Source organism: Planotetraspora sp. GP83 (genome assembly GCF_041262585.1).
GTDB lineage: Bacteria > Actinomycetota > Actinomycetes > Streptosporangiales > Streptosporangiaceae > JAOEGB01.
In genome coordinates this window covers 54,005-80,523 of sequence record NZ_JBGCBZ010000025.1, presented here as the reverse complement: position 1 = coordinate 80,523, position 26,519 = coordinate 54,005, and the positions used below count along the sequence as shown (strand labels likewise).

Here is a 26,519-nt window from a genome sequence, read left to right as displayed (position 1 = left end):
AGGAACGGCCACACGGCCGTATAAGCGCACGTCAGAGATGGCGCCCATCTCCGGCGGCTCCCAACCGAACCACCCCCCCGACTCCTGCGAGGAGGGGCTATGAGTGACTTCCGGGCCACCCGGCGACGGCGGTGACGCGGCCGACCAGGTCCGTGTGACGCACGGCCTGAGTCGTCCTCCTGTCCGGGGTCCCATCTGCTGGAGAGCCGAATGATTCTCAATCGCGTGCTCACGACGTCCGCCACGTTGCTCAGGGGCGTGCTCCCCGAGCCGCTGCGTGACGTCCTCCCCAGCCCCCGTGAGCTCGTGACCTGCCCCGGAGGGCTCCGCATCGCCCTTCGCGGCATCGGCGGCCCGGGGACGGAGCGCGCGGCCGAGCGGCTGGAGAAGCGGCTGTGCGAGGCTCCCAACGTCGAGCGTGCGGAGGTCAACGGCCGTCTCGGCAACGTCTTCGTGGGCTGCGACCCGGAGAAGGTCGACCAGGACGAGCTCTTGGAGATCGTCAAAGAGCTCGACGAGCAGGAGGAGCGCGCTCACCACTCCCCCGTCCGCCTGGTGGAGGATCACGCCCGCGCGACGATCCGTCTCGCCGCCGGCGTGGCGGGGATCGGGCTGGTGGTCGCCGGTAACGCCGCCAAGCTCCCACGGCTCTCCCCTGCCGTGCCGGCCCTGCTGCACCTCGTGGACTCCACCCCCAAGCTGCGCGAGGAGTTGGACCGCCGCCTGGGCCACCGTGCCGCCAACGCCCTGTTCACCACGACGAACCTGGTCTCCCAGACGCTGACGCTGCGCCCGATCGGGCTGCTCGTGCAGTCGGTCGTCTCCGCCGGGAAGTACGTCGAAGCGCGGGCGGCCAGGCACGCCTGGGAGCTGCTGGAGGAGCAGCTCGCCCGTCGCGTGGGGGCCTATCGGCACATCATGACGGCGGCACGCCCGCGGCCCTGCCCCCTCCCTCACGGCCCGATCGAGCGCTACGCCGACCTCGCGAGCCCGGCCGCGGCGGGGGGCTACGCCGTCACGAGGGTCGTCACGCGCAGCGGCCAGCGGGCGCTCTCCTTCCTGGTCTCGGCGACTCCCAAGACTGCCAACCTCACCCGTGAGGCCTTCGCGGGCGCGATCGGGCGCGCGCTCGGCCGCCGCGACGCCATCGTCCTCGACGGGGAGGCCCTGCGCCGCATGGACCGTGTCGACACGGTGATCCTCCACGCCGATTCCCTCACGACCGGCTTGTGGGCGATCGACCGGGTGGTGCCCATCGGCGACGGCATGGACACCGGCGAGCTGTACGCGCGGCTCTACGCGCTGATCGACGTCACCGACCCCGGCGGGCACTGGACGAGCGAGGACTGGGCGGCCGGGCCCCTGGACGACCTTGATCTGGACAGGCACCTCCCCGCCGAGGCCGCCGCGTGGCGGGAGCGCGGGCTGCGTCCCATCGGGGTGACCCGGGGAGGCAGGCTGATCGCCATCGCGGGGCTGGCTCCCGAGATCGACCCGATGGCCGAGGCCCTGGTGGCCGCCGCCAAGGCCGCGGGAACCGTGATGCTCGCGGGCGGCGGCGACGGGCTCGCCCGGCGGCTCACGATCGAGCGGACGGTTCCCGGCGGCCCCGATCTCGACGACGAGGAGCTGGCCGACTTCGTCCTCGGCCTCCAGGGTGAGGGCCATGGCGTCGTCGTGGTGTCGCGGGCGTCCCGCCTCGGCCTGGTTCAGGCGGACATCGGCGTCGGCGTGATGGAGAGCCCGGACACCGTGCCGTGGGACGGCGACGTGGCCGGAGCGCTCAACGGCGTCCATCTCTTCCTGAGCTGTCTTCCCCGGGCGGTGAGCGCCAGCCAGAACGGCGTGCGGCTCGGCGCCGCCGGGGGCGTCATCGGCGGCCTGCTCGCGATCGCGGGCCCGGAGGCGACCTCGCTCCGCCGGGCGCAGCTCGCGAGCGGCTGTGTCTCGGTGGCGGCCGTCGTCATGGGCGAATGGGCGGGCCGCAGCGCGGGCCGCGTCCCCACGCCATTGCGCGCCGACACCACGCCCTGGCACGCCATGTCCTCCCGGGACGTCCTGTCCCGGCTGCACTCGTCCCCCAGCGGCATCCCCGAGGCGGAGGCCGTAGAGCGCAGGAGCGCCGCCAGACCGGAGGAGGCCGAGGGGCCGCCTTCCCTGGCCCGCACGACCCTCGAGGAACTGGCCAATCCGCTGACCCCCGCGCTGGCCACGGGGGCGGGCATCTCGGCCCTCGTCGGTTCGGCACTCGACGCCGTGCTGATCAGCGCGGTGATGGTGATCAACGCGTTCCTGGGGGGCGTGCAGCGGTTCAAGGCCGACCAGGCGCTGAACCGGCTCACCGAGGCGACCGCCGTGCACGTACGGCTCCGCCGTCCCGAGGGAACCGTCGAGGCGGCCAGGGAGGACCTCGCGCCCGGCGACGTGGTCGAGCTGCGCGCGGGCGACGCCGTACCGGCGGACGGGCGCGTCATCAAGGCGGTCGGCCTCGAAGTGGACGAGTCGACCCTCACCGGTGAGTCGCAGCTCGTCGAGAAGACGGCGGCGCCCACCGTCGCCGCGGCCGTGGCCGACCGGAGCTCGATGGTCTACCAGGGCACGACGGTCGCGGCGGGAAGCGGCCGGGCGGTGATCGTGGCGACGGGTGCCATGACGGAGGCGGGGCGCAGCGCCAGGCTCGCCGGGGAGCCGAGCCCGCCGACGGGTGTGGAGCTTCGGCTGCGGGCGCTGAGCCGGCGGATCCTCCCCCTCTCCATCGGCGCGGGCGTCTTCCTGCTGCTCACCGACCTGCTCCGCGGGCGGCCACTGGCGGCGGCGCTCACGCCCGCCGTGAGCCTGACCGTGGCGGCCGTGCCGGAGGGGCTTCCGTTCGTCGCCACGGTCGCCGAGCTGGCCGCGGCCAGGCGGCTGTCGAAGCGCGCGGCGCTGGTGCGGAACCCGTCCACCATCGAGGCGCTGGGCCGCGTGAACGTGCTGTGCTTCGACAAGACCGGAACCCTCACCGAGGGGCACATCAGTCTCCGTTACGTCTCGGACGGGCGCATCGGCTGGCCCGTCGACACGCCGCCGCCCGCGCTGAAGCGGATCGTCGCCGCGGCCGTCCGGGCGAGCCCGAGGTCGGGAGTGGGGCGGGTCATCCCCCACCCCACCGATCGCGCCGTCGTCGACGGAGCCCAGCGGATGAACGTGACGCCCGAGGAGGGGCTGAACACCTGGGAGCGCGTCGACGAGCTGCCGTTCGAGCCGGGACGGGGCTACCACGCCGTGCTGGGCCGTACGGAGTCGGGCCACCTGCTGAGCGTCAAGGGCGCGCCGGAGATCGTGCTGACCCACTGCACGAAGGTGCTCAGGGACTCGCGGGAGGTGGCCTGCGACGAGGGCGTCAGGCGGGAGCTTGAGCGCGAGGTCGACAGGCTGGCCCACCAGGGCTACCGCGTTCTCGCGGTCGCGCAGCGCCCCGCGTCCGACCGCCGCGACCTGGACGAGTCGCGCATCGACGACCTGTGCTTCCTGGGCTTCCTCGGCCTGGCCGACCCCGTGCGTCCGACGGCCGCCGAGAGCGTCAGCCGGCTGGTGCGCGCCGGCGTCCGGATCGTCATGGTGACCGGCGACCACCCCAGCACCGCCGAGGCCATCGCCGCCGAGCTCAACGCGTTGAACGGCCAGCGCGTCATGACGGGCCCCGAGCTGGACGAGGTCGACGACGAGACCCTGACGAAGGTGCTGCCGGAGGTGGCGGTCTTCGCGCGGGCCACCCCCGCGCACAAGGCCCGGATCGTCACCTGCCTGCGCCGGGCCGGAGAGGTCGTCGCCGTCACGGGCGACGGCGCGAACGACGCCCCGGCCATTCGCATGGCGGACGTCGGCATCGCGCTGGGATCTCGCGCCACTCCCGCCGCCCGCGCGGCCGCGGACCTGGTCGTCACCGACGACCGAATCGAGACGATCGTCGACGCGATCGTCGAGGGCAGGGCCATGTGGAGCTCGGTCCGCGACTCGCTGAGCATCCTGCTGGGCGGCAACGTCGGAGAGATCGCGTTCACTGTCGGATCCACCCTGCTGACGGGCCGCACCGCGCTGAACGCCCGGCAGCTCCTGCTGGTCAACCTGCTCACCGACATGGTGCCGGCCATGGCCGTCGCCGTACGGCCGCCCGCCGCGACCGATCCCGAGAGGCTGCTGGCCGAGGGACCCGAGGCGTCGCTGGGCGCCTCGCTGACGCGCGACATCTACCTGCGCGCCGTCATCACCACGATCGCCGCGACCGCCGCCTGGCTCCTGGGACGCGTGACCGGCACCCGGGGGCGGGCCGACACGATCGGGCTCGTCGCGCTGGTCTCAGCTCAGCTGCTCCAGACCCTCGTCAAGGGCGGCCGGGACAAGGTCGTGGCGCTCGCCGCGCTGTCGTCCCTCGCCGTCCTCGGGGTCATCGTGACGGTCCCCGGTGTCAGCGGGGTCTTCGGCTGCCGCCCGATCGGGCCCTTCGGCTGGCTCATCGGCCTCGGCAGCGCCGCCGCCACCACCATCGCAGGCGCGGCGCTGGAGCCGCTCGCCGAGGCCGTGCCCGGCGCCCAGGTGGAACCCCGGGCGGCGCCTCAGCGGGAGCCCGCGGTGGAACCGCAGCCCGAACCGCTGGCCAGGCCTCAGCTCGCCGTCGTCCCGGCGTGAAGCACGTCCGGGAGGAGGATCGCCACGATCTCCGCCGCGACCTGGTCGGCCACCCCCGGTACGGATCTTCCGGCCACCGCATCAGGCGGTGGCCGGCCCTTTCCAGGAGCAGCGCTCCGGGCCCTCACGCCAGCGGCAGGCGATGGCGGCGAACTCACCGTCGGCGGTCACCGGCACCGACGGGCTCGCGCCGGGACCGGAGACCATGCGTGTCGCGGACCAGGCCCGCCTCGCCGCCCCTGACCACCTCGACCAGCCACCGGCCGGTTACGAAGATCAGCGGCACCTCCAGCGTCCTGGCCTGGCCCGCGGCCGCATGGCCGCTCCCTTGTCGGGTTATGGGGTGAGCGGGATGTTGGTGAGGCCCTGCTGTGCGTTGCCGACGGTGTTGGAGGAGTAGACGATGTTCGGGTTGCCCGAGCACTGGGAGGTGGACGTGATCTTGATGGCGTAGGCTCCGGCGCCGCCGAGATCGGAGCGGTTGTCACGCCATAGGTTTCCGCAGCCGTTCTGGAACGACGGGCTGGTCGAGGGGTTGTGCGTCTCGTACCCGTTGGCGAACGTGCCGGGCGAGGTGAAGGTGCCCGTGTTGCCGTCGATCACATAGTTGATGCCTTTGACGTCGACCCAGGAGTCGGCGGAGTTCTCGCCGCTGATCCCGGTGCCGTTGAAGGTGTTGCCCTGGATCAGGCCGCTGAACGTGCCTTCCTTCACGTCGATGTGCTCGGCGGCGACATTGGGGCCGATCCGGTTGTTCAGCACCTTGACCCGGTCGGACCGGTCGACGCCACCGGTATTGCCCTGGCACGTCCAATTGGAGTTCGCCGAGCCGATGTAGACACCCTCGCCGTATCCGGGCTGCACCAGGCCGGTGTCCGTGATCTTCGAGTTCTGGATCACGCCATCCGACGACGACCGCCGGAAGTGCACGCCCTCGTCCTCGACGTGGTGCACGTACACTCCGTCGATGGTCACGTGGTGGGAGTTGTCCAGCACGATGCCCTTCTTGGAGTCCTTCACGGTGAAGCCCGTCAGCTTCCAGTACGGCGCGCCGTACAACCACAGGCCGTAGCCGGAGTCCCAGCCGCCCCCAGGGGCCGGGCAGGAGGGGGCGTCGCCCAAGGGGCCGTCGTTGACCAGGACGGCGTTCGCGGGGCCGGTCAGGGTGATGGGGGCGGAGGCCGTTCCCGCTCGCTGCGTCACGAACGCCCCGTGGTACTCGCCGGCCGCCAGTCTGATCGTCTGGCCGGGTTGCGCGTTGGTCAGGGCGTTCACCAGCTGACTCGCGGTGGAGACGTCGACCGTCGGGCCGCCGCCCCCGCCTGATTGTGTGGTGGCGGTGGCGGAGTTACTGGCGGGCGAGAGGTTGCCTGCGGCGTCCTTGGCCTTGACGGTGTAGGTGTAGGTGGTGGAGGCGGTCAGGCCGGTGTCGGTGAACGAGGTGCCGGTGACCGTGCCCGCCAGGGTTCCGCCCCGGTAGACGTTGTAGCCGGTCACGCCGACGTTGTCGGTGGCGGGGTTCCAGGTCAGGGACGCGCTGGTTGCGGCCGTGCCGGTGACGGTCAGACCGGTGGGTGTGCTGGGCGGGGCGGTGTCGCCGCCACTGCCGCCGCCGCTGCCGTACACCTGGAACTCATACAGGGAGTAGCCATAGGAGGTGCCGCGGGCGGTGCCGTACACGCGGACGTAGCGGCCGGTGCCCGACAGCCTGGTCAGGTCGTCGGTGGCGCCGTTGCCGGTGGTGGTGGAGTAGATGTCGGTCCAGGTGCTGCCATCAGGCGAGACCTGGATCTTGTAGGCCTTGCCGTAGGCGTCCTCCCAGTTCAGCAGGACCCGGGTGATAGTGCGGGACGCGCCCAGGTCGACGCGGATCCACTCGGGGTCGTGCCCTTCGACCGACGCCCACCGGGTGGTGGCATCCCCGTCCACTGCCTTGCCCGCCTCAAACCCGGTCCCCTCGACCGAGGACGCGATGGCCGGCTTGCCGTGCGACAACAGCGTCTCCGTCCCACCCGTCGGAGTCGAAGTGGGCGTCGGAGTTAAAGTGGGTGTCGGAGTCGAAGTGGGCGTCGGGGTGGGTGTCGGGGGCGTGGATCCGCTCTTGAGGAACAGCGAGCCCGAGGGGTCGGTCATCGAGGCGTTGACGCCGGCGTTGGGCGATGTGGTGTAGTTCGCCGTCTCCTGTCCCGCCCAGTCCAGGATGGTGGCGCCGTTGACCGCCAGGTGCTGGAAGGCGGCCGGGTTGGATGCGGAGCTGCCGAACTGGTACAGGCGGGTCCGGTCGGCGTAGTACGGGGTGTACGAGCCGCCCGCCGTGAGCTGCTTGCTCATCGCGTTGCCGTAGAAGACGTTCTGCGGCCCCGACGAGCCCGACCATTTCGCCGCCTTCGGCCCCGCGGCCCACCAGATCGGGTACCAGGTGGAGGCGTCCGGGCCACCGCCGCCCTCCTCGCCGCAGTTGGCCCGGCAGTTGGCCGAGGCGTGCTCGAACGGCACCGCCACCCTGTTGTTCTCGAACAGGTTGCGTCGCTCCCAGCCGCCGTGCACGTTGAGGTCGGAGTCGAAGTCGTTGCCGATGGCCACGTTGTCCGACGCCGACCACTGGAAGGTGAAATGCCGCAGGTTCCTGGTGGTGTTGTAGGCGTACAGCGAGTCCCACACGCGCGAGCCGCGGAAGTAGCCGTTGCCGCCCTTGCCCTTGTTCCACGAACCGTTTAGCACGCTCTCCTGGACCTGGATGTTCTTGGCACTCTCGGTGACGATCGGGTGGGAGCCGGTCATCTCGGTTCCCACGCGCCTGATCCAGGTGTTGGCCGCCCACTTCAGCACGATGCCGTGCATCTCGTACTCCGGCGCCATGTTGCCGTAGTTGTGCACCGCGTCGGCCGCGTTCAGCGCGTACGTGCCGCCGGCCAGCTTGGGCAGCCCCGCCATGTCCTGGGTGATGGTCAGATCCTCGATGCCCACGCCCTGGACCACCTTGAGCGGGGTGACCCTGCTGGGGTAGACGATGCCGTCCATGGCGGCCGAGCCGTCGGAGGTGGAGTTGAGGGGAAGGTCGTACTCCAGGGGCTTGTCGATCGTGACGGTCTTGTTGGTCGCGTCCACCGCGGCGATCTGGAAGATCTGCTGCCGCATGTGCAGGTTCATGTACTGGGTGGTGTCGGTCACGGTCTGGGTCTGGTAGAACTTGACCGAGTTGGCCGCGCCGACCCACAGGTAGCCGCCGGCCTTGAAGCGGGTCATGTCGGCGTTGGTGGCGAGCTTGATGAGCGTCGTGCCGATCGCCGAGCCTTCGCGTAGCGGCACCCCGCCGGCCCAGTGCTGGTTGACGCTGCCCTCGAAGATGTCCTTGCGGTTGGCGGGGGCGGAGGCGTAGTCGGTGGCGTACTTGGAGGAAACCTCGCGGGTCTGGACGCGCAGCAGGCCGCGGCCGGGCCAGATCCAGCCGCCCTTGCCCGCGCCGTGGACCATGCCGTCCTCGTCCCAGTCGCTGCCGTCGGCGGTCAGGGCGTCGTAGCGGGTGTTGACGTCGGGCCGGAAGACCAGGACGGTCTGGCCCATTCCCGCGCCCTTGAGCACCAGGTAGTCGGCGTCCAGGCCGAGCTGCCGGGTCACCAGGATCCGCCCGGCGGGCAGGGTGATGGACGACAGCTTGTTGTAGCCGGCGGTGGGCGTGCAGGTCGTCCTGATCGCGTCGATCGCGGCCTGGAGGCCGCCGGTCGCGTCGCTGCCGTCGGCGCGTACGCCATAGGTGGAGGCCAGTTCGGCCGCGGTGATCTGGCAGGCGGGGTCGGGGTTGAAATCGCCGGGGCCGGGCAGTGCGGCGCCGCCCCGATACCCGGCCTTGCTCCAGTCGGGCAGACCGGCGATAGGCGCGCGGCGGTTGGCGCTGGTCAGATCAGGAACGGCCGTCGCCGCTGCCGCAGCGGCCGGGGCGGTCGCGGCGTCGGACAGGGGGGTTAGGGCGGGCTGGAGGGCCAGAGCGACGGTGACGGTCGCGGACAGAAGATGACGCCATCGGCGGCGGTTGGGCGCGGGAAGGGAGTGATTCGTCGCGGGGAGAGCTGAGGACATTGGCGTGGTCCTTCGGCTGGGAATGGGCGATTAGTGGCCCTTGGGGGCGTCGTTTACTGTTGAGGGCTCTCTGGGAGGACAACTGTGGAAGCTGGGCGGCCCCTTCGCGGGCGAGGCCGCCCAGCGCCGGTCAGCTGATGTGGAAGGACTCGCCGTAGACCGCCCAGTCCAGCGGCGTGTTCAGATTGAGGTTGCCGTTGCGCAGGAAGACCCGCTGCTCGGTGTCGACGCGGCTGGTGTCGCTGTGGGCCTCCTCCGTCTTCATCGCGACGACGCGAGCGTCCAGGAAGGCGTTGAGGTAGGTCGTCTCGTTGCCGCCCTGCGCCGGGGTCTTGGCCTTCTTCAGCGCGTTCGCGCGGATGCTGCTGAAGCTGGCCGGGTCGTCACCGTCGCCGTGCATGACGATCGCGTCGTAGTAGATGAACTGGCCGAGCGTGCGCAGCCCGTCGGCCTTGGCCTGCGAGACGGCCGGGTTGAAGTAGACCCGGTCACGCTCGTCGTCCTGCGCCTTCTGGAACGCCGGGTCCTGCGCGGCGCGAGCCCAGTCGGTCGTGAAGTTGGGGTCCAGGCCGGTGTGCGAGGAGGTGCCGTTGACCTTGCGCAGCGCGGGCAGATACTTGGCGAGCACGTTGCCGGGCACCCGGCTGGTGTAGAGCTCGACGAGGTCGAGCATGTCACCGGTGCCCGAGCAGAAGCCGATGATCCCGGCCGTGTAGCCGCGGCCATCCTTGATGTCCTCGATGTACTTGTACTGAGCCTTCCAGTTCAGCGAGGAGTTCTCCGCGCTGGACACCAACTGCATGGCGATGTCCTTCTTGCGCGGGTCGTTCAGGTCCACACCGCCGGTGGACGTCGGCGTCGGCGTGGGCGTCGGGCCGGTGCCGCCGGTTCCGTACACCTGGAACTCGTACAGCGAGTAGCCGTAGGAGGTGCCCCGGGCGGTGCCGTACAGGCGGACGTAACGGCCGGTGCCGGTGACGGTCAGGTCGTCGGTGGCGCCGTTGCCGGTGGTGGTGGAGTAGACATCGCTCCAGGTGGAGCCGTTGGCCGAGACCTGGATCTTGTAGGCCTTGCCGTAGGCGTCCTCCCAGTTCAGCAGGACCCGGGTGATAGTGCGGGACGCGCCCAGGTCGACGCGGATCCACTCGGGGTCGTGCCCTTCGGCCGAGGCCCACCGGGTGGTGGCATCCCCGTCCACTGCCTTGCTCGCGGCGAACTCGGCGGCCTCGGTCGAGGACGCGGTCACCGGCTTACCCTGCGAGAGCAGGGTGTCCGCGGCGGCGGTCGCGGCGTTCGACAGGGAGAGGAGGACGGACTGGAGGGCCAGAGCGACGGTGACGGTTGCCACCGCTGACAGGCGATGACGCCGTCGGCGGCGGCTGGGAGAGGGCGGTGCGTGGTTTGCGACGGAGAGGGGCATTGGTTTGACCCTTCGGGTTGCGGGTGGGTTGCGCGTGATGGCACGCGGCAGCGGACCGTACATAGAACCCGAACACGTGGACGGCATCCGGCGTCCGTTCGTAGTTAGGAAAGCTTCCTAACTTATGCGGGATGTTAGGAAGGACTCTTTACTCGCGCAAGGCCCAATTCCGGCGTGGTCTCGCAGACTGGCCCTTCCGAGTCAGCAGATGCCGCCCCTTGGCCTGGTCAATGACCAACCGGCCTCGGTTGATTATCGTCAAGGGTTCTTACTATTGTGATCTAGTGCCTTTCAGTCATGCGACGTGGACCACCGTCCGGGAGACGAACGCCGCCGTGGTGCTGGAGGCCATCCGCCGGGACCCGCCGCTGTCCCGCGCCGAGGCGGCCCGCCGTACCGGCATGTCCAAGCCCACCGCAGGCAGCGCTCTTGACCTGCTGCTGGCAGGGGGGCTGGTGCGAGAGGTCCCGTCAGCGGACACCCCTCATTACCGCGCGGTCTACTTCGAGCCGGTTTGCGATGTCGCCTACGTCCTGGGGCTGGACATCGGCAGACGTTTCGTCCGCGGGGTGCTGGCCGATCTGAGCGGCGCGCTCCTGAACAGGCACGACATCCGCATCCCGGACACGACCCCGGGCAGTGTGCTGGCCGCCGCCGCACGGATTCGCGACGAGATCGCCCGTGACCTGCCCGTCGAGCTCGTCGTGGCCGGGGTGCCGGGCGTGGTGGATCCGGAGGGGGTGTTGCACGAGAGTAATCCGTACTCCCTGGAGGGGCTGGCGATCGCCGGTCGGCTCGGTGCCATGCTGGGCCTCCCCGTGCTGGTCGAGAACGACATCAACCTGGCCGCCCTGGGCGAGCGGGCGGCGGGGCACGGGCGGGGGGTCGCAGACTTCGCGTTCCTGTCGATCGGCACTGGCGTCGGCGCCGGGCTCGTCCTCGACGGGCGCCTGCACCGCGGCCACCGGGGCGCGGCCGGCGAGGTGGACAACCCACCACCGGGAAGCGAGGGCGCGCCGGACAGCCCGTCGGCCGACGCGCTGGTCGACTGGTCGGCCGACTGGATCCGCGAGGAGTCCGGTACGGCCCTGACCCTCCCGGTCACCCCCGAAGCGGTCTTCGAAGCCGCCCGCGAGGGCGACGCCCTGGCCGTGCGGATCCTGGACGAACAAGCCCGCCGCATCACCCTGCGGATCGCCGAGATCACCCGCGTCGTCGACGTCGAGCTGATCGTGCTCGGCGGCGGCATCGCGCTGGCCAGCGCCCAGATCCTGCCTCGCATCGAGACCATGCTGGCCGGTCTGCTGACGTACCCGCCCCGAGTCTCGATCTCCGCCCTGGGCGACGCCCCGGTCCTGGTCGGCGCCGTCGCCCACGGCGCCGAACTCGCCTGGCAGCAGATCGCCTCCCGCCGGATCGCGCACGCCGCAGCCGTCCGGACCATGCAGCAACAGTAAACGGACGCTTATCCGAAAAGGCATCAAAGGGTCTAGCGCGCTACCCGGCGTCTGCCATCCGGCCATCACTAGGCAGAAGTCCTAACAAGCACGGTGGCGAGAAGTGATGGGTTCCTCATCACCTGGGGAGATGAAAACTCGCCGACTGGGATTTGCGGCTGACGGTGTCAGTGGCCCGGGTACGTGCGAAAGAAGCCGCCCGGCGCGGCCTCGCGTTCGAGGGTGAGATAGTCCGGCCCGGCGCAGGTAGTAGCTGAGCTGCAAACCGGCAGGCCCGGCTCCGGTGATCAGATAACGATGGACGTGCTCGCCGATCCGTTCGTGGTCATCGGGCGGGGCGCTCCACGGGGGGCGTCGTGCTCCCGTAGCCCTCTGTGATGACCCGCTGGGCGGCCATCGCGTACGCCTCGGGGTCGTCGGGGGCGAACGTCGCCAGCCCGTCGACGTAGCGGTTGAACATGCAGAACGCCGCCGCGATCAGCACCGTGTCGTGGATCTCGACGTCCGTCGCGCCCTCCGCCCTGGCCGCCGCGACGTCCTTGTCCGAGACCTGCTGCCCGCCCTGCTGTACGGCTGCCGCGATGCCGAGCAGAGCCCTCAGCTTGGGCGAGACGGGAGCGGCGTCCACATCGGTCCGCACCTGCTCGACCAGGTCCATCCCCTCAGCGAGCTGGGCCGCAGCGAACGCGGCGTGCGAGGAGTAACAGAACTTGCAGCGGTTCAGCGACGACACGTACGCCGCGATCAGCTCCCGGTCCCCTCGCGACAGCGTGCTCTCCCCACGCAGCAGCACCTCGGCGAGGTCGTTCAGCGGGCGCGCCGTTTCCGGGCGGAACCGTAGGAGGCCGCGAATTCCCGGCTCGTCGGAGTTGAGGGCGATGTGGGCCATGAATACTCCCTACCGGACGGACGCCGGATCAGCCTGGGCTCGCGGTCTCGGCGTTGGCGCATTAACCACTTTGCGCAATCGGCGGACCGCCGTCCCAGCCGAGTCCGTTCAGCAAGCTGTCCCCCAGCAGCCGTTTGCTGCCATCCAATGACGCTTGACATGCCGTACGGCCTCGCCGGGCGGCGCTCAGAAGTCGAAGGACTCGACGTGGATGCGCCGGTTCGGCACACCCGCACGACGCAGGGCGTGACGCGCCGCCGTCGTCATCCCGGTGGGGCCGCACAGGTAGACGTCGTGGACGGCCAGCCCCGGAATGAGGGTCCGCAGGGCGCGTCCGGTCAGTGGCACGGCACGGCCTCCGGATGTGCCGGTCAGCTCGTCCACCGTGTAGTGCACCGTGGCGCCGCGCGCGGCGGCGATGGAGTCCAGTTCGTTGCGCAGCACCAGGTCCTCGTCGCGGCGGGCCATGTAGACGAGCGTCACCTGTCCGGGCAGCGTCTCGAAGAGAGTCCGCAGCGGGCTGATGCCCACCCCGCCTCCGATCAGCAACACCCGGGGCTTCCGGCGGCGCGCGGCGGTGAGAGCGCCGTAGGGCCCCTCGGCCCATACGCGGGTGCCCGGCCGCAGCCGGGCGAGCGCGCGACTGTGGTCGCCGACCGCCTTAACGGTGATGCGCAGGAAGCGCGAGTTGGCGGGGGCCGAGAGCGAGTAGGGATTCGCGGTCCACCACATGCCCGGCGCGAGGAAACGCCACCGGAAGAACTGTCCCGGCTCCGCGCCGAGCTCGCCCAGGTGCTCGCCGGTCACGTAGACCGACACCACGCCTGGCGACTCCATCCGGACGCCCGCGACCCGGAGCCGGTGGCGCAGCGCGCGGCGGACAGGAGTGAGAAAGCGGTACCAGACCAGCGACACGGCGACGGACACGTAGAGGGCCCGCCAGAGCGTGCTCGCGACGGCGCCACCGGCGAAGTCCGGGCCGGTGAGCTGGTGGGCGAACGCGAGGAAGACCCCGCCATAGGTGAGGAGATGGAGGTAGTGCCACGTCTCATAGCGGAGCCGCCGCCGTACGGCACGGACCGAGATGACGGCGACGCCGCTCAGAAGCCCGAAGCCGATGGTGGCTTCCAGCACAGCGGGGCCGTCCAGGACGAGCCCGACCGTGCCGCGCAGGACGCCGGTGCCGGATCGCGCCACGTGGGCCGCCGTGGCGAACGCCATGTGCACGGTGGACAGGACGATCGTGTAGCGGCCGCTCAGCGCGTGCCAGCGCGCCAGCCGGTCGGAGCCGACCCCACGGTCGAGCGCGGGGATGCGGGAAATCAGCCCCAGCAGTACGGCACAGGCGTAGCCCGCCAGCAACCCGGTGAGCCTGCCCACCCACGCGAACCACCCGGCGGCCCCGTCGACAGAAGCCAGGCCGTACCAGCATCCCGTGGTGGCCGCGGCCGCTCCCGCGTACAACAGGACGAGCACCAGCGCCGGGCTCGCCTGCCAGGCGGCGGCACGCCGGGGCGCCTCCCGCCGCGTCCGCGGTCGTGTGCGCCCAGTGCGGCTTCGCCGCGCGCCGGCGGCTCGCGCGGACCGCGGGGCGGCGTGGTCGCGCTGGGGGGCTCGGTGGGGGGCACGGTGGGGGGCACGGTGGGGGCCGGCGTAGTCGCGGTGAGCGGGGCGCACCATCTCGAAATCTCTCCGAACCCGAGCTCTGTTCAGCTGCTCACATCGGCGGATGGGGCATCGTTCACCTGCACGAGGCGCCGGCTTGTGGGACTTCCGACGTCGCCGCCCTTAGCGGCGCTACCGCTGCCGCTACCGCCGTTGCCGCGGGCGTCGCCGTCGGCGGCATCGCCCGTGAGCTGTGCGAGGTCGCCGGCGCGGGATTTCGCCAGGGTGGCGGCGAATGCCGTGGTGTCCCGATCGGCTCCCGATTGCTGCTCTCCGCCAGCGACCAGGACGGATTGCCGCAGGTACTCGCCGATGTGCTGGGTGAAAAGCCGGTCGAACGCGGCATCGCCGGTCCGCTCGACAGTTTTGAGTTCGGTGGCGGTCACCATGCCGGGCATGTTGTGTCCCTCGTGCACGTTGGTCAGAGGCGCACCGGCTCGCCGCAGCAGTTCCCGTAGCGTCCGCAATTGCGTACGGTGACCGGCGCTCATCTCCGCGGCGAGCCGGGTGACTCGCGGATTCGAGGTTCTGCTCGGGGCCGCCTCCATCAGGCGGACGGCCTGCTCGGTCATCGGGATCATCAGTTGCAGCCACGCGACGTCGGTGGCGTTGGCACCGGCCGGCGCCGTGCCGGTCGGTGCGGAGGTCATGTTCGAGTGAAGCGGCATGTGACCTGCGGCCGAATGCGCATCCGTCCCCGCCGCGACACATCGTGTGACCAGCAGAACGGTGAGCACCGCGAGCACCGGTGCGCCAATGGTGGCCGCTCTCATTTCCGCCCTTCTCCATGGGGGGCGAAGCCCGGCGAGCCGGACCCCGCCCCCGCAGATTCAGCTCAGCTCAGGTCAGCCGTTGGCCCAGCCTGGCGTGATGCCGCACTTGGCGTCCGCGTTGATGCAGACCTTCACGAGCGCGCCGAGCTTCTCCGGCACCCATGCGTTCATGAAGTCCCCGTGCATCGAGGACGCCATGCCCGACGACAGCGACAGGCCGTCACCGCCGAGGGTGTTGTAGTTGACCATGAGCGAGATGTTGGGGACCGCGACCGGATAGTCACCGGAGCACCGGCCGTCCTTCATCGGCCCCATGTGCGACTTGTGGTCAGGAGAATCGATGTGCTTGCCGTCCCAGCAGTCCTGGAACATCAGCTGGTAGATCAGGTGGCCGCCTTGTGCGCAGACAGGCCAGTTGCCGTCGGCGCTGCGTCCGATCTCCGCGCTGCCGGCGCACCAGAACTGGCCGCTGGCGCCCTTCGGCGTCGCTACCTGCCGCTTCGCATCGCCTTGCACCACGCGCAGACCCGGCGGGAACGGCACGACCGCCGATGGGTCCTTGAGTCGGGCGCCGTAGTACACGCGGAAGTCCTTGATCGGGACCGGCTCACCGTTATGCATCAGTTGCGGCACCCAGTAGGCGCTGTGGTCCCCAGGCGCGTTACAGGTCGTGGAACTCGCGAGCAGGTCTGCCGTCTTGGTGCTTGCGTCCACCTTCGGGCCGAAGAAGGTGTGCATGTGGGAGGCGCCAGGCAAGCCGGGCAGCACGATCGGGTCGTCCTTGGCCTGGTTGGACACCGTGCAGTCGGTGTGGAACTCGGGAACTCTCACGATTCCCGCGGGGACCGGTTGGGGTGCGACCTTGTTGTATGCGTCCAAGGCCTGCTTCCATGCGGCCTGGTCCACCGGCACCCAGCCGGCGCCAGGCGCCGCAGTGGTCGGGGTGGCGCTGGGCGTCGGCTTGGCCGTATTGGTCGCGGTCGGGGTCGGGGTGGGGGTCGAGGTGCCCGAGCCGGTGCCGAAGACCTGGAACTCCCAGAGCGACACGCCGTACTGGGAGGACCGCTTGGTGGCGTAGAGCCGGACGTACCGGCCGGTGGCCGACACGTCCAGGGTCTGCAGGCCGCCCTTGCCGGCGGTCGTGGAGTAGACCGTCGTCCAGGCGCCCCCGCCGTTGGACGTCTGGACCGAGAACGCGGTCGCGTAGGCGCGCTCCCAGTTGAGCACGATCTTCTTGATCGCGGTGGACTTGCCCAGGTCGACCTGGAGCCACTGGGGGTCGCTGAACTTGCTGGACCAGCGGGTGCCGCCGTTGCCGTCGAAGGCCGCCGCGGGCGTCAGGTCACCTCTCTCGCTCGAAGAGGCGCTGGCCGTACGGCCCTGCGACAGCGGAGCCTCGGCCGCGCCGGCCGGGGCGGCGCCGTTCACCAGGCAGGCGCCCAGGACGGCCGTGAGGGCGCCCGCGAACGCGAGCCGCCTAACTCGCCGGGCGGCGCTGCGACCTGGTGCGATAGCACTCGGAGCAGTTTCAGTCATGGTGGTTGAGGTCCTTCAGTACAAGGGGATGAGGAGCCCGACGGCGTGTCAGGCAGGCTGGACTGATGCGCTTCTGTACTGGAGACCGGCGGGCGCGCGGTGGATAACGAAAACTCAGGAAAAGAGGGCCCGGAATTTTCGTTGTCCGACAACCGCTCACCCGGTCCCCTCTTAGGGGACGATTCGCACGTCCCCTGCGGCCGGGAGAATTGCTCGAACCAGCGCACAGTGCGCCCGACACGAAGAGGGCGGCGCGACTTGACGGACGGAGCGCGATGCGGGGAACCGGTAGGGGCGGACCTGACACAGCGATGGTGGCCGCCGCTCGCGACGGGGACCAGCGGGCGCTGGACGCCCTGGTGGCCGACTCCCTTCCCCTCGTTTACAACATCGTCGGGCGGGCGCTGAACGCGCACACCGACGTCGACGACGTGGTCCAGGAGACGCTGCTGCGGGTCGTCCGTGCCCTGCCGGACCTGCGTGACCCGCAGGCGTACCGCTCCTGGCTGGTCGCGATCGCCGTCCGGCAGGTGCGCGACCACCAGCAGGACCATCGGACCGCGCAGTACCGTAGGGCGGATCTCGACACGGCGGCCGAGCTACCGGACCCGGCCTCCGACTTCGCCACCATGACCATCCTGCGGCTGGGACTCACCGACCAGCGACGGGAGGTCGCCGAGGCCACCCGCTGGCTGGACGGCGACGACCGGGCGCTGCTCGCCCTGTGGTGGCTGGAGGAGACCGGCCGGCTCAGCCGCGCCGATCTCGCCAACGCGCTGGGCCTTTCCGGCCGCCACGCAGCCGTCCGTGTCCAGCGCATGAAAGAGCAGGTGGAGACCGCTCGCACGGTCGTCCGTGCGCTGCAGGCCGACAACGGCGCGAGCCCGGACGCGCCCGAACGGCCCGCGTGCCCGGAGCTGCGCAGCCTCGCCCGGAGCTGGGACGGCGTGCCGAGCCCTCTGTGGCGCAAGCGGTTCGCCCGGCACATCCGCGGCTGCCCCGTCTGTGAACGGCGCGGCGCCGGCCTGCTGCCGATCGACCGCCTGCTCAGCGGGCTGCCGCTGCTGCCCGTGCCGGCCGGTCTCGCCGCGCTCGTGGACCACCTGCACGCCACCCCGGCCGCCGCCGGGGGCGGCCACGCCGCTTCGCACCTTCCCCCCGGGCGAAGCGGCGCGGGCCGGGGGGCACACGCGCTCCGTCCCCGGCGGCCGCGCGGCGTGCTGTCCTCCCTCTCCCACGCTCCGGTCGCCGGGTCCGTGGCCGTCGCCGGCGTGGCGGCCGTCGTCGCGGGCGTCGTGGTGTCCGGGCATCTCACCGCTCGCCCGACGCCGGACCACACGGTGGCGCCCCTGGCGGCGTCGTGGTCGGCGCGCCCCACACCCGAGCACTCCCCGTCTCCGTCCCGCAGCCGGCCGAAGCCGTCCCCCACGCCCAAGCCGACGCACCGCCCGCCGGTGGCGGCCTCCCGCAAGAAGGGGGTGGGGGTATGGAAGATGCCCGGCGTCAGCACGGCGCTCGCCAAGTCGGGCGCGAGCTGGTACTACAACTGGTCCACGCGCCATGACGGCACGATCGGCCCCAAGGGCGTCGGGTTCGTCCCGATGATCTGGGGAGCCGGCAGCGTCACCCCGGAGACCCTCGCCCAGGCCAGGAGCGCCGGGCCGTACCTGCTGAGCTTCAACGAGCCGGATATGACCGCACAGGCGAACATGACCGTGGACGAGGCGTTGTCCCTGTGGCCGAAGCTCATGAAGGCCGGGCGTGTGCTCGGCAGCCCAGCCGTGGCGTACGGCGGGAACACCCCGGGCGGCTGGCTCGACCGGTTCATGAACGGAGCGGCCGAGCGCGGCTACCGCGTCGACTTCATCTCCCTGCACTGGTACGGCGGGGACTTCCGCACGCAGGCGGCGGTCGGCCAGCTCAGGTCCTATCTCCAGGCCGTGTACAAGCGCTATCACAAGCCGATCTGGCTCACCGAGTTCGCCCTGATCGACTTCTCGCACGGCGTCCGCCTTCCCGGCGACGCGCAGCAGGCGGCCTTCCTGACCGCCTCCACCCGGATGCTGGCCGCGCTGCCGTACGTCCAGCGCTACGCGTGGTTCGGACTGCCGGCCTCGGACACCGAGCCGAGCACTGGGCTGTTCCACGGCAACGGCGTCGCCACCCGCACCGGCCGCGCCTTCCAGGCGGCGCCCTGACGTTTGAGGAAGGCATCCTCGCAGTCATGACGGCCGCCCGCCACTAGCTGATTTCGAGGGGAGCGCGACCGTGCGCGGTTCTGCGGATTCCTCGATTTGATTTCTCGATTTGAGCTTACGATTTGAGTGGAGCCGACCGGGAGGATAGACGCGCCGATGAGGCGGGTAGCGGTGCGGCATGACAGAACGTGAGCAGGCGGGCCGGCCCGACCCCGCACACCTCCGGCCGCCGGGCCTGGATGACGTGACTGTTGACGCGCTGGGCAGGTTCAGCAAGGCGCTGGAGATAATCCATCGAGTCAGAGGCCACCTGTACGCGTTCCATCAACTCACCGGCAGCGCCGATTTCGAGCTCGACGACGTGGTGAGGCTGTTCCGCCAGGCAGGGCACGACACGTGGGCCGATCGGATCGAACGTGAGCTGATCGGCCGCAACGTCATCGCCGGCAGGTGGACCTACCAGCTCGTGGAGGAGTACGACGACGGGTACTACGCGGCCTTCCAGAATCTCGAGCGCGAAGCTCGGACCGAGCTGGCCGAAGGGCGTCGCCATCTCTACGAAGCGGAGCTCAAGCAGCAGCGCCGTACGCCCGGCCAGCCAGGCCACGAAGCCGCGCCCTGATCCGCACACTTGATCTCATTTCAGACCTGAGCCCCACCGAACGCGCATTACGACCACATGATCCGCGCAGCGCAAGCCTCCGCGACCGGCATCTTCGCCAGGGCCGTCGGGGAAGAAGGCCGTAGGTCGGGCACAGCACGACCGCATGGCCGGTGGCAGCCAGCACGCCCCCGGCGGTGGTCAGCAGGAGCAGCTCGGGGCGGCTAGAACGTACCGGGACGAGCGGCCTTCGGGCCGCGAGCAAAAGGGACGTTAAGTTGCCACCAAGAACCGAGGTCACCCCTTGTAAGAGTGATCGTGGGCTTCCTAGCGTGAAAGCATGTCCCACTCATACTCTCGCCGTTCGTTCATGGGAGGGACACTGACCGCCGGGCTCCTCGGCGCGGCGGCCGGTCAGCCGGTACGGAAGGGCTCGCGAGAGCGCTCTCCGAGCGCCGGCGATATCGTGCCCTTCCATGGCGTACATCAGTCCGGCATAACCCAGCTGCCGCGGGTTCCGCAGCAGCAGGGAGTCTTCGTCGCCTACGACGTGACCGCCGAGACCCGCGATCAGCTCACCGATCTGTTCCGCATTCTCACCGCGCGGGCCCGCTTCCTGACCAGCGGCGGCCCTGCGCGGCCCGCCTCGGGCTCGTCGGGTTCCGGTCTTCTCGGCACCACTCTGGTGCCGGACGGGCTGACCGTGACCGTCGCCGTTGGGTCCTCGCTGTTCGACGACCGCTTCGGGCTGGCCGGCCGCAAACCCGTCGAGCTGGTGCCCATGACAGCCTTCGCCCATGACGATCTCAACCCGGCGGAGTGTCATGGGGACCTTCTCCTGCAGCTGTGCGCCAACCACTCCGACGCGCTGGTGAACGTGTTGATCGACTTGCACACGCGCACCACTGGCCTGATGCGGCAGCGGTGGCGCATCGACGGGTTCCGTAGCCCGCAGCGGCCGAGCGGAACTCCTCGTGACCTGCTCGGGTTCCACGACGACGTGGCCAATCACTTCCTGACCGACGTCAAGGGGCGGATCGACAATTTCGTCTGGGTGCATTCGCCGTCCCCCGAGCCGGCCTGGACGACCGGCGGTACCTACCAGGTGGTCCGGATCGTCCGGTTCGACCTGGAGAAGTGGAACCGGGTGCCGGTCGAGCAGCAGCAGAGGATCATCGGCCGGCACAAGGTCACCGGTGTCCCGTTGAACGGCGGTCATGACGAGAATTCGCCGGTGGTCTACGATCCGGCGGGCGAGGTGATGCCGTTCAGCTGCCATGTCCGCCTGGCCAACCCGCAGACGACCGACTCCCGCTTCGCCGCGCCCAACCCGTACGTGCCGGACAAGGTGCCTCCGGTGCACATCTGGCGCCGCAGCTACCAGTACATGCGCGCCCCGGACGTCGACGGGCGCATGGACGCCGGGCACGCCTTCTGCTGCTTCCAGCGTGAACTGCGCACCTACATCGAGATGCAGCGGCGACTGGAGAACGAGATGCTCGTCCCCTACATCACCCCGACCGGCGGAGGTTACTTCTTCGCCCTCCCGGGCGTGAAAGACGACCACGACTCCTACGCCCGCACCCTGCTGACCTGACCGAACGGCATACAGCCAGCGGATGCGGCGGCGTGACGCGGATCGGCTCGGCGTGGGCATGATCGAGGTTAGGGCCTCGGGACAGACCGGGTATGGGGAGATATACGCCGATACTGCACTAATCGCCCGATTGGGGGCATCGGGCAGTGGGGAGTGCTCATGATGGCGCACCATCGGGACCATGGCGAGGACGGCACCGATCGCCCTCAGGAGATCACATCAGAAGCGGAGTGCTCACGGCGGTGGTTCCTGGCGTGCTCGGTAGCGGGCGCCACGGCGCCGTTCCTCGTCGGTGAAGCGCCCACCGCTGCCGGCACGGCCGGGCCTCCCTCGACGGAGGCGACGAACTTCGTCGTCCAGCCGACGCCGTCTTGGTACTTCGTTCACCGAGAGAACGGCTCGGAGGAGATGAAGTGGGGCCCGGTCGGGCGGGCACCCCTCGCCGGCGAGCCCCGGGGATACGGCGAGTTGATTCCCAACGATCGGATGTACATCCACAACCGGGCCCGTCCTCCACAGATCGACCGCCGGACCTGGCGGCTCAGGCTCACCGGCGACGCGCTCACCCGCCCCCGGTCGTTCACCTACGACGAGCTGCTGGCGATGCCGTCGGTGACGCTGAAGCGCACCATTGACTGCGGCGCCAACTGCGCCGCCTTCTTTCCCAAGCTGCCGCCTGGCGGAGCCGCCCATCGCTGGCTCCCGGTCGGTTTTACCCAGTGGCACTTCGGCGCGGTGGGGGCCGCTGAATGGACAGGGGTACGGGCCAAGGACGTGCTGGCGGCGGCCGGAGCCGTATCCCCGATGGACGTGAAGTTCACCGGCCTGGACGTCATCGTCAACCACAGCTTCCCCGGTGGGAAGATCCACTACTCCCAGGTCGCCCCCGCCGACAAGGTGCTCAAGGACGACACCCTGCTGGCGTACCGCATGAACGGACAAGACCTCCCGGTCGACCACGGCTACCCGCTCCGCCTGATCCTGTCGGGGTGGGCCGCCGTCACGTACATCAAGTGGCTCGGCGAGATCGAGGTGTCCAAGCACCGCATTTCGCCGACAGGGCTGCAGACGAGGCACGTGCTGGCCGGTCCCGCCTACCCCAAGCCCGTCCCCCTGAGCGTCGGCCCCGTCCGCAGCGCCATCGAGCACGACCCGGAGGTCACGCTGTATCCCGGCGACATCACCCTGCGCGGGCGGGCGTGGTCAGGGGCCGGCGCGATCGACCACGTCGACGTCTCGGTGGAGAAGCTGGCCTCACCCGGCCGATGGGTCACCGAGATGCCATGGCGTGCGGCGAGGCTGCTGAACACTCCCGAACCCTATATGTGGGTGCGCTTCGAGGTGCCGTGGCCGGGGGTCAAGCCAGGCCAGTACCGCGTGATGTCCCGGGCGAAGGACAAAACGGGCAACGTCCAGCCTCGCCCAGAGGACGTCGTGTGGAACCAGCACGGACTCGGCTACAACGGGCACTACCCACTGGACCTCATCGTGGTTCCAGACTCCGACATGCCCTGACCAACGGACCTCCGCCGCCCATGGTCACTCCGCCGCATACACCCGAGCGGAGAATCTCGTCGTCGAACGCCGCATTCCAATGACGGCGTAGACGGCCCTTCGCTCCCGAACAGGCGCCTCAGGGATGGCCGACCACATCCGAACGGCCAGTGGCGGTAACTCGGCACTCTGCAGCCCGCTAACGCCACCTGCTCTGGCGGTAGGTGCGGGACGGTGGTGTGTGATTGTGTGAGGCCATGTTGCTGTACGGGTTGCTGTACGGGTTGCTGTACGGGTTGCTGTACGGGTTGCTGTACGGCAACCGCCCACCAGGTGCGGCTTGACCCGCTCATCACCGCTCTTCCTGCAAGATTTCCATAGCCTCGATCACGTCGGGGACGACGTGATCCGCGTCGCGGTCCTGGCCGGGCCAATTAGCGTGGTCGATCAAGATCGTTCGGAGCCTGCCCATGACGCCATGACAGCAGTGACGCCGACCAGGGCAGGAGCCCCTGAGCCTGCGCGATAGCGACCACGACAGAGGGGCACGGGCGGAATGCCCGTGCCCCTCCGCTAGCTCTCTACTGCAGCGGCCGGCTGATACCTCACGGGTCGATGTTCGCCCGGTGGTGTCGCCGGGTGTACTGCACTTGGCGGGTGTAGGACACCGGACGGGTGTAAGTCACCGGGCGGGTGACCGTCTCCACGCGCGTGACCGGGCGGGTCACCGTCTCCATGCGGGTGACCCGAACCGGACGCGTGAAGGTCTCCATGCGCGTGACCGGACGAGTGACCGTCCGCATGCGGGTGACCCGAACCGGACGCGTGAAGGTCTCCATGCGAGTGACCAGGCGGGTCACCGTCCGCATGCGGGTGACCGGACGGGTGATGGTCTCCATACGGGTGACCGGACGGGTGACCGTTTCCATACGGGTGACCGGACGGGTGACCGTTTCCATACGGGTGACCCGAACCGGACGCGTGAAGGTCTCCATGCGAGTGACCGGACGGGTCACCGTCCGCATGCGGGTGACCCGAACCGGACGCGTGAAGGTCTCCATGCGAGTGACCGGGCGAGAGTAGGTTACGCGGCGGGTGTACGTGGCCGGGCGGACTGCCTCGCTACTGGCTTCCTCGGCGCGTTCGCGCATGAGCCTCATGCGACTGATGCGGCCCAGCCGGCTGTATGACACCGGACTGCTGGACTCCTCGCTGTACGACGCCGGGTGGCTGGACTCGGCGCGCTCGCTGTAGGTGGTGGGGCTGTAGCGGGACTCCTCGCCAGTCGCGCTCCTGACGCCGCTCTGCCGGTATTCCCTCTCCTGAATGGATCCCGGGCTGCTGCTGCTCTCTTCTGATTCGTCGCCGTAGTCCGCAGACAGCGCCGCGCGGTTCGCGCTGACTGCTGCCACCATGGCAGACGGGTGATGGACGAGGGCCTGGGCGGCTTCCGCCGGCCAGAGGGTGACGGCGGTGAGGACTGCTGGGCCGAGTAGCAACGAGAATCGTTTGCCTTGCATAGAGATGACTCCTCTCCGATCATGCCGCATGCGGCGATCGGGATTGCCATTCCATCGTTGGCATTGATTTCGGAGCACGTCTAGGCGGATTGACTTGCCTTAGGCTGATCAAAACCGTAGTTCGTGCCTGCGCACGGCCGTGAGTTTCCGGAAGGCGCCGGGCGATGGAACTTCGATTTGCCGCATATTGCTGATGCAATACACGCACTTATCGGCTGATGGCGAATCTACCCGCCGCGTCGTTTTTATTTACTGAATTGCACGTTTTCCATCATGCTCGGCGGTGCCACTCCCTGGCCCAATGGCCTGTGGAGCATTAAAACTGACACACATCGACGAAAGCGCCATCTTTTACGGCGTCACGCCTTGAGCAGGAATGGCAAACATTCAGGCACTGATCGAAGCGTGACGGTGGTGGCGCGCGTGTGACTGCCCGTCACGTTGATCAATCGGGTGGATGGTGATGTGATCTTCGGGTGTCCGGCCTGGAGGGTCGCCCGCAAGGAGGCTGTGATCGCGAAGCTGACCGAGCAGGTCGCGGCGTTGGAGAAGGAGAACACTGAGCTTCGGGCCGAGAACGCCGCGCTGCGTGAGCGGATCGCCCGGCTGGACCGGGTGATCTCACGCAACAAGTCGAGCAAGAGCTGGGCGAAGGACCGTGGAAGCCGAACTCGTTGCCCTCGGCGTCCATGCTGACGTAGCGCCACCTGCCACCGTCGCGGACGTCGAACACGTCGACGGCCTTCTTCAGGTCGTGCGGGTATCCACTGCACGAGCAGGTCGTGGTCGGTGTGCGCGCGGAAGACCAGGTCGCGCGGCGCGTCGAACTCCGCGTGATGATGATCCGCGGCTGACCGAGCTCCGCGATGATTTTGGAGTTGTTCGTAACACTTGAGAGTCTCGGCCCACTTCCTGGTGTTGAAGCAATTACCCGGGACGAAGGGGGGCCAGGCGGTGACGGACGACTCACAGCGGTTCACCACGATGTATGACGAGTGCCGACAGCGGGTCTGGGCCTACGTGGTCAGTCAGGCGGGCAGGCAGATCGCCGACGAGGTGGTGAGCGAGACGTTCGCGATCGCCTGGCGGCGGTTCGACGACATACCGGAGCCCGCCCTGCCATGGCTGCTCGGCGTGGCCCGCAACGTGCTGCGCGACAACATCCGCGCCGAGATCAGGCGCGAGTCGCTCGCCGGCGAGCTGCACGCATGGACGGAAGAAGACCACGCCGATCAGGTGGCCGAACGCCTCGCCGTCATGACCGCGCTCGCCTCGTTGAACCAGGACGAACGCGAGCTACTGATCTTGGTGGCCTGGCAGGGGCTCACGCCGCGCGACGCGGCACGCGTCATCGGATGTTCCGCCGCGACCTTCCGAGTGCGGCTCCACCGGGCCCGCAAACGGCTGGTCCAGGCGATGAAGTCGGCACCGGCGGTCGCCCCCCGAACCCGGGTGCGCAATCTCAGTGAGGAGTGGTCATGAACCCGATGAACCAGCTGCGGGCGGCCCGCCCGGCCCATCTCGACACCCCGGCCGACGAGCACACCCGGGCTGCCGAGCTCTCCTACGCCATGTCTCACGCCAGGCCGAGGCCGGTGCGGACCCGCAAGGCCGGCATCCCCAGGCCCGTGTGGGCGCTCGGCCTGGCGGGCGTGGCCGCCGCCACCGCCGTGGCCGTGACGATCACCGCGACCGGCGGCACGACACATGCGCCGAACTCCCCGGTCGTCGCCAAGGACAAGCAGCCGGTGACGCAGTTGTCGGCCAAGCAACTCCTCCTCGTCGCGGCCGAGTCGTCACTCAAGGCCCGGCAGGGCGGCGGGGCCTACTGGTACGTGGAGAGCACGCTCGGTAACGCCCAGCAGGTGGGCACCAAGGTGCACTACACGGTGAACAGCCTGCAAGGCGACCAGAAGTGGATCGCCCGCTCGCCGAAGCAGGAAAGCTGGTGGGTGTCCCAGAACCTCGGGATTAAGCCCGCGCCCGGCTCGGAGGCCGCCTGGAAGCAGGACGGCTCGCCGACCAGGTGGACGGTGACCATGACCAAGAACGCCGACACCCGGGCACAGCGGGTCGTCGAGGCCAAGGGCGGCAAGCCCTCCGCCGACAGGATCAACGTGGGCGACAAGGTCGCCGACCTGGCCGGCAAGAACGTCTCGGTGGCCGAGCTCCAGGCTCTGCCCACGACGGCGGCCAAGCTGAAGGCGTACCTGCTCAAGGGATACGAGGGGCACGGCACCGAGTCCAACGACCCGCAGGATGCCGACTCCTGGCTCTTCCAGGTGACCGCGGGCCTGTTGAGCGACATGCCCGTCAAGCCCGGCGTCCGGGCCGCAGCCTACCAGGTGCTCGCCGGACTGGACGGCGTGCGGTCGCTGGGTGAGGTGACCGACACGCTGGGCCGCACGGGCCAGGGCGTCGCCCGGGCCGAGACGTGGTCCACCGGCACGTTCGAGCGGCAGCTCATCGTCGACCCGAAGACCGGCGTCCTGCTGACGGACCAGTTCGTGGCCGTCGCCCCGACCGGGACCTACGGCTGGGCGGAGCCGGGCACCGTCGTCAACTGGACCTCGATCACCAAGGCCGAGTGGACCGACCGGAAGCCGGTCAAGCCGTAACGGCCG

Annotated in this window: 17 protein-coding genes; 9 read left to right on the top strand and 8 right to left on the bottom strand. The window is 69.6% G+C overall.

Features of this window, described 5'->3' with window-relative positions; genetic code table 11:
- Positions 1–210 precede the first annotated feature (210 nt).
- Positions 211–4,668 carry an HAD-IC family P-type ATPase gene (locus tag ABH927_RS28615; RefSeq protein WP_370026628.1) on the top strand — a complete coding sequence of 1,486 codons (4,458 nt, stop codon included), beginning with the start codon at positions 211–213 and terminating at the stop codon, positions 4,666–4,668.
- A gap of 154 nt (positions 4,669–4,822) precedes the next feature.
- Here the strand turns inward: ABH927_RS28615 and ABH927_RS28610 are convergent, their stop codons facing one another.
- The 3 genes from ABH927_RS28610 to ABH927_RS28600 all read right to left on the bottom strand — a co-directional run bounded on the left by ABH927_RS28610 (position 4,823) and on the right by ABH927_RS28600 (position 10,093).
- Positions 4,823–4,954, bottom strand: a complete 132-nt coding sequence (locus ABH927_RS28610) for a hypothetical protein (RefSeq protein ID WP_370026626.1) — start codon at positions 4,952–4,954, stop codon at positions 4,823–4,825.
- Positions 4,955–5,004: 50 nt separating this feature from the next.
- Positions 5,005–8,745 carry a discoidin domain-containing protein gene (locus ABH927_RS28605; RefSeq protein ID WP_370026624.1) on the bottom strand — a complete coding sequence of 1,247 codons (3,741 nt, stop codon included), beginning with the start codon at positions 8,743–8,745 and terminating at the stop codon, positions 5,005–5,007.
- Between the two features lie 130 nt (positions 8,746–8,875).
- Positions 8,876–10,093 carry a chitosanase gene (locus tag ABH927_RS28600; RefSeq protein ID WP_370026622.1) on the bottom strand — a complete coding sequence of 406 codons (1,218 nt, stop codon included), beginning with the start codon at positions 10,091–10,093 and terminating at the stop codon, positions 8,876–8,878.
- 356 nt (positions 10,094–10,449) lie between these two features.
- Between ABH927_RS28600 and ABH927_RS28595 the strand changes: the two genes are divergently transcribed.
- A complete protein-coding gene (locus ABH927_RS28595; protein WP_370026620.1) occupies positions 10,450–11,622 on the top strand; it encodes an ROK family protein in 1,173 nt (390 codons plus the stop codon).
- Between the two features lie 325 nt (positions 11,623–11,947).
- Here the strand turns inward: ABH927_RS28595 and ABH927_RS28590 are convergent, their stop codons facing one another.
- The 4 genes from ABH927_RS28590 to ABH927_RS28575 form a co-directional block, all read right to left on the bottom strand.
- Positions 11,948–12,511, bottom strand: a complete 564-nt coding sequence (locus ABH927_RS28590; protein ID WP_370026618.1) for a carboxymuconolactone decarboxylase family protein — start codon at positions 12,509–12,511, stop codon at positions 11,948–11,950.
- Between the two features lie 186 nt (positions 12,512–12,697).
- A complete protein-coding gene (locus ABH927_RS28585; protein ID WP_370026616.1) occupies positions 12,698–13,987 on the bottom strand; it encodes a ferric reductase-like transmembrane domain-containing protein in 1,290 nt (429 codons plus the stop codon).
- Positions 13,988–14,220: 233 nt separating this feature from the next.
- Positions 14,221–14,949, bottom strand: coding sequence for a DUF305 domain-containing protein (locus ABH927_RS28580; protein ID WP_370026614.1), 729 nt, complete (start codon positions 14,947–14,949; stop codon positions 14,221–14,223).
- Positions 14,950–15,021: 72 nt separating this feature from the next.
- On the bottom strand, positions 15,022–16,485 hold the full coding sequence (locus ABH927_RS28575; protein ID WP_370026612.1) for a DUF1996 domain-containing protein: 1,464 nt from the start codon (positions 16,483–16,485) through the stop codon (positions 15,022–15,024).
- A 275-nt stretch (positions 16,486–16,760) separates the two neighbouring features.
- On the opposite strand from ABH927_RS28575, the gene ABH927_RS28570 reads away from it, so the two are divergent.
- The 4 genes from ABH927_RS28570 (at position 16,761) to ABH927_RS28555 (ending at position 22,396) form a co-directional block, all read left to right on the top strand.
- Positions 16,761–18,683 (top strand): sigma-70 family RNA polymerase sigma factor, encoded by a 1,923-nt coding sequence (locus ABH927_RS28570; RefSeq protein WP_370026610.1) that lies wholly within the window; start codon positions 16,761–16,763, stop codon positions 18,681–18,683.
- Positions 18,684–18,861: 178 nt separating this feature from the next.
- Entirely contained in the window at positions 18,862–19,305 is a 444-nt protein-coding gene (locus tag ABH927_RS28565; RefSeq protein WP_370026608.1) for a hypothetical protein, read from the top strand.
- A gap of 349 nt (positions 19,306–19,654) precedes the next feature.
- Positions 19,655–20,881, top strand: a complete 1,227-nt coding sequence (locus tag ABH927_RS28560; RefSeq protein WP_370026606.1) for a Dyp-type peroxidase — start codon at positions 19,655–19,657, stop codon at positions 20,879–20,881.
- 159 nt (positions 20,882–21,040) lie between these two features.
- Positions 21,041–22,396 (top strand): molybdopterin-dependent oxidoreductase, encoded by a 1,356-nt coding sequence (locus ABH927_RS28555; RefSeq protein ID WP_370026604.1) that lies wholly within the window; start codon positions 21,041–21,043, stop codon positions 22,394–22,396.
- 584 nt (positions 22,397–22,980) lie between these two features.
- Here ABH927_RS28555 and ABH927_RS28550 read toward each other — a convergent pair.
- Complete coding sequence (locus ABH927_RS28550) at positions 22,981–23,925, bottom strand: hypothetical protein (protein WP_370026602.1); 945 nt, start codon at positions 23,923–23,925, stop codon at positions 22,981–22,983.
- A 480-nt stretch (positions 23,926–24,405) separates the two neighbouring features.
- Between ABH927_RS28550 and ABH927_RS28545 the strand changes: the two genes are divergently transcribed.
- The 3 genes from ABH927_RS28545 (at position 24,406) to ABH927_RS28535 (ending at position 26,513) form a co-directional block, all read left to right on the top strand.
- Positions 24,406–24,591 carry a hypothetical protein gene (locus ABH927_RS28545; RefSeq protein WP_370026600.1) on the top strand — a complete coding sequence of 62 codons (186 nt, stop codon included), beginning with the start codon at positions 24,406–24,408 and terminating at the stop codon, positions 24,589–24,591.
- 258 nt (positions 24,592–24,849) lie between these two features.
- Complete coding sequence (locus ABH927_RS28540) at positions 24,850–25,377, top strand: RNA polymerase sigma factor (RefSeq protein WP_370026599.1); 528 nt, start codon at positions 24,850–24,852, stop codon at positions 25,375–25,377.
- On the top strand, positions 25,374–26,513 hold the full coding sequence (locus ABH927_RS28535; protein WP_370026597.1) for a CU044_5270 family protein: 1,140 nt from the start codon (positions 25,374–25,376) through the stop codon (positions 26,511–26,513). The genes ABH927_RS28540 and ABH927_RS28535 overlap by 4 nt, the downstream gene beginning before the upstream one ends.
- Positions 26,514–26,519: the final 6 nt, after the last annotated feature.